Origin of the sequence: Streptomyces sp. NPDC006208, from assembly GCF_040613775.1 — a bacterium.
GTDB lineage: Bacteria > Actinomycetota > Actinomycetes > Streptomycetales > Streptomycetaceae > Streptomyces.
In genome coordinates this window covers 1-4,752 of record NZ_JBEXSW010000107.1, presented here as the reverse complement: position 1 = coordinate 4,752, position 4,752 = coordinate 1, and the positions used below count along the sequence as shown (strand labels likewise).

The 4,752-nt window shown below is 72.1% G+C and carries 2 protein-coding genes; both read left to right on the top strand.

Annotated elements, in window-relative coordinates; translation table 11 throughout:
• Positions 1-2,316: SDR family NAD(P)-dependent oxidoreductase (locus ABZ208_RS38720; protein WP_356914140.1), on the top strand; the 2,316-nt coding region annotated here is incomplete at its 5' end.
• On the top strand, positions 2,313-4,752 hold a 2,440-nt coding region (locus ABZ208_RS38715), incomplete at its 3' end, for a type I polyketide synthase (protein ID WP_356914139.1). The genes ABZ208_RS38720 and ABZ208_RS38715, both read left to right, overlap by 4 nt.

Genomic DNA, 4,752 nt, shown 5'->3' with positions numbered 1-4,752 from the left:
GCGTCGCTGCCGGCGGGTGAGGCGTGGCGGCTGGCGGTCGGCCGGGCCGGTTCGCTGGAGGACCTGGCACTCGTCCCGTCCGACGGCGGACGTCCGCTGGGCGTCGGCGAGGTCCGGGTCGACGTCCGGGCAGCGGGTCTCAACTTCCGCGATGTTCTGATCGCGCTCGGGATGTACCCGGGCGAGGCACCTCTCGGCAGCGAGGCCGCCGGTGTGGTGCTGGAGGTCGGCGCCGGGATCACGGACCTGAAGCCGGGCGACCGGGTGTTCGGCCTGATCACGGACGCGTTCGGGCCGGTGGCCGTAGCGGACCGGCGGACGATCGTGCCGATGCCGTCCTGCCTGACGTTCGCGCAGGCGGCGGCGGTGCCGGTGGTCTACCTGACCGCGTACTACGGCCTCGTGGACCTGGCGGGTCTGCGTGCCGGTGAGCGCGCGCTGGTGCACGCCGCGGCGGGTGGTGTGGGCATGGCCGCCGTGCAGCTGGCCCACCACCTGGGCGCGGAGGTGTTCGCGACCGCGAGTGCGCACAAGTGGGATGCGGTGCGGGCGCTGGGCATCCCGGACGGGCGGATCGCCTCCTCGCGCGACCTCACCTTCCGGGAGACGTTCCTGGAAGCGACCGGCGGCGCAGGCGTGGACGTGGTCCTGAACGCCCTCGCGGGCGAGTTCGTCGACGTCACGCTCGACCTGCTGCCGCGCGGCGGCCGGTTCATCGAGATGGGCAAGACCGATATCCGCGACCCCGAGGTCATCGGCGGTGCGCACCCCGGTGTCCGGTACCGCTCCTACGACCTGCTCGAGGCGGGCCCGGCGCGCATCCAGGAGATGCTGGTCGAGATCACTGCCCTGTTCGAGCAGGGCGTGCTCACGCCCTCGCCGATCCGGGCGTGGGACGTTCGTCAGGGCCAAGAGGCGTTCCGGTTCCTGCGCGAGGGCCGCAACATCGGCAAGGTCGTACTCACCGTCCCGCAGGCGCTGGACCCGGACGGCACGGTGCTGATCACCGGCGGTACGGGCGGTCTGGGCGCGCTCTTCGCCAAGCACCTGGCGGAACGCCACGGAGTGAAGCACCTGCTCCTGGTGAGCCGCCGGGGTGCGGCGGCAGCCGGTGTCGCGGAGCTCGTCGCCGAACTGGAGGCGCTCGGCGCCACGGCGCGGGTCGAGGCCTGCGACGTGTCCGACCGGAAGCAACTGGCCGGACTTCTGGCCTCGTCGGCACACCCGCTCACGGCCGTCGTGCACGCCGCCGGTCTGCTGGACGACGGCGTCATCGAAGCCATGACGCCGGAGCAGATCGAACGCGTGATGCGCCCGAAGATCGACGCGGCATGGAACCTGCATGAGCTCACCGCGGACATGGACCTGTCGGCGTTCGTGCTGTTCTCCTCCGCCGCGGCGCAAATGGGCAACCCGGGACAGGCGAACTACGCCGCCGCGAACGCGTCGCTGGACGCGCTCGCGCACCTGCGCCGCGCCGAGGGCCTGCCGGCGACCTCGCTGGCCTGGGGCCTGTGGGCCGACGCCACCGGCATGACCGGACAACTGGACGAGGCCGACCTCGCACGCATGCAGCGGACCGGTGTCGGCGCGCTCCCCGCCGAACTCGGGCTGGAGCTCTTCGACAACTCGATCTGCTCCGACTCGGCGCTGCTGGTGCCGGTGCGGCTGGACCTGGCTGCGCTGCGCGTCCAGGCACGGGACGGGATGCTGCCCGCGCTGCTGCGCGGCCTGGTCCGCGCGCCCGCCCGGCGCGCCGAGTCGGCGGGCGGTTCGCTCACCCAGCGGCTCGCCGGCCTCTCGGAGGCCGACCGGGAACAGGCGGTACTGGAGCTGGTGCAGGCACAGGTCGCGGCGGTCCGCGGCAACGCGTCCGGCGCCGAGGTCCCCCCGGACCGGGCGTTCAAGGAGCTCGGCTTCGACTCGCTCGCCGCGGTCGAGCTGCGCAACCGGCTCACCCGCATCACCGGACTGCGGCTGCCCGCCACCCTCGTGTTCGACCACCCGACCCCCGCCCAGGTCGCCCGGATCCTGCTCAAGGAGGCAGGCGGCGGCGCCGTCGAGGAAGCCGGGTCGCCGTTCGACGAGGAGCTGAAGCGACTCGAGGCGCTGCTGATCACGGTCGCGAGCGACGAGCGCGTGCTCGCCGGCATCGAGCCCCGCCTGCGCTACCTGAGCAACAGGATGCGCGCCGTACTCAGCGGACACGACGACAGCCGGACCGACGACACCGATACGGGGACGGACGACGAGCTCGACGTGGCGTCCGACGACGAGATATTCGATCTGATCGACAAGGAGCTCGGGGCCGCATGACCACGGGGAACACGGACGAGCAGAAGCTGCGCACCTACCTGCGAAAGGTCACGGTCGAGCTGCGCACGGCCAACCGGCGCCTGCGCGAACTGGAACAGGGCGACGCCGAGCCGTTGGCGATCGTCGGCATGAGCTGCCGCTACCCGGGCGGGGTCATCTCGCCCGAGGGCCTGTGGGAGCTGGTGGCATCGGGCCGGGACGCGATGTCCGCCCTGCCCACCGACCGTGGCTGGGACCTGGAGCGTCTCTACGACCCGGACCCGGACCGACTCGGCACGCTGTCCACGAGCGCGGGCGGATTCGTCGACGGCGTCGGCGACTTCGACGCGGAGTTCTTCGGGATCAGCCCGCGCGAGGCCACCGCGATGGACCCGGCCCAGCGGCTTGTGCTGGAGGGGGCGTGGGAGGCGTTCGAGGACGCGGGGATCGACCCGACGTCGCTGCGCGGCAGTGACACCGGCGTCTTCTGCGGCGCGGTCACCTCGGACTACGGCGGCTCGATGCTGCCGGAACTCGAGGGATTCCGCCTGACCGGAACGCAGGGCAGCATCGTCTCCGGCCGCATCGCCTACAGCCTCGGCCTGGAGGGACCGGCCGTCACGCTGGACACGGCGTGCTCGTCGTCGCTGGTGGCGCTGCACACTGCGGCGCAGGCCCTGCGCTCGGGCGAGTGCTCGCTGGCGCTGGTCGGCGGTGTGACCGTGCTCGCCGGGCCGTTCCTGTTCGTCGAGTTCAGCCGTCAGCGCGGTCTCGCGCCCGACGGACGCTGCAAGGCGTACTCCGCCTCCGCCGACGGCACCGGGTTCTCCGACGGTCTCGGCCTGCTGGTCGTGGAGCGGCTGTCGGACGCCCGCCGCAAGGGCCACAACGTGCTCGCGGTGCTGCGCGGCAGCGCGGTGAACCAGGACGGTGCGAGCAACGGCCTGACGGCGCCGAACGGTCCCTCGCAGGAGCGGGTGATCCGTCAGGCGCTCGCCAACGCCGGCCTGTCCGCCGCAGAAGTGGACGTGGTCGAGGGCCACGGCACGGGCACCAAGTTGGGCGACCCGATCGAGGCCCAGGCGCTGCTGGCCACCTACGGCCAGGAGCGCGCCGGGGACCCGCTGCTGCTGGGCTCCGTCAAGTCGAACATCGGACACACGTCGGCTGCCGCGGGTGTGGCCGGTGTGATCAAGATGGTCATGGCGATGCGGCACGGGGTGCTGCCTCAGACGCTGCATGTGGATGAGCCGTCGCCGCATGTGGACTGGTCGGCGGGTGCGGTGGAGCTGCTGACGGAGGCGCGGGAGTGGCCTGAGTCGGAGCGTCCGCGGCGTGCGGGTGTGTCGTCGTTCGGGATCAGTGGGACGAACGCTCACGTGATTCTGGAGGAAGCACCGGCCCAGGAGCCGGCCGAGCAGTCGGATGAGCCGTCCCGGCCGCTGGGTGCGGTGCCGGTGGTCGTCTCGGCGAAGTCCGCGTCCGGGTTGCGGGAGCAGGCGGGGCGTCTGCGGGCACACCTTCTGGCGGAGCCGGAGGTGTCGGTCGCGGACACGGCGTTCTCCTCGATGACCACACGGGCCCAGTTGGAGCACCGTGGTGCGGTGGTTGCGGCGGGTCGTGACGAGTTGCTGGCGGGGCTTGCGGCGCTGGCTGCGGGTGAGCCCGGTGCCGGTGTGGTCGAGGGTCGTGTGGCGGGCGGTAAGACGGCCGTGCTGTTCACGGGTCAGGGTGCGCAGCGGGCTCGTATGGGTGCCGAACTGGCCCAGGAGTTCCCGGGGTTCGCCGCTGCGTTGGACGTGGTGTGTGCCGGGCTGGATCCGCTGCTGGGCCGTTCGGTGCGCGAGCTGCTGGAGGCGGAGTCCGGTTCGGATGAGGCTGCGTTGCTGGATGCGACGCAGTTCACGCAGGCGGCGTTGTTCGCCGTCGAGGTGGCCTTGTTCCGTCTGGCCGAGTCGCTGGGCGTGCGTGCGGACTGTCTGATCGGGCACTCGGTCGGAGAGATCGCGGCAGCCCATGTGGCGGGTGTGTTGTCGCTGGCGGACGCGTGTGCCCTGGTCGTGGCGCGTGGCCGGCTGATGGGTGCCCTGCCCGAAGGCGGCGCGATGGTCGCCGTGCAGGCCACCGAGGACGAAGTGGCCCGGTCGCTGTCCGGGTTCGAGGGCCGGCTGGAGATCGCCGCGGTCAACGGACCGCGCGCGGTCGTCGTCTCCGGCGACGCGGACGCGGTCGAGGAGTGGCTGCCCGCCTGGCAGGGGCGCAAGACGACCCGCCTGCGCGTCAGCCATGCGTTCCACTCGCCGCGGATGGAACCGATGCTGGCCGACTTCGAGCAGGTCGCCCGAGGACTGTCGTACTCGAGCCCGCGTATCGCGATCGTGTCGAACGTGACCGGCGCCCTGGTCTCCGACGAGCTCACCGACCCCTCGTACTGGGTGCGGCATGTGCGTCAGGCCG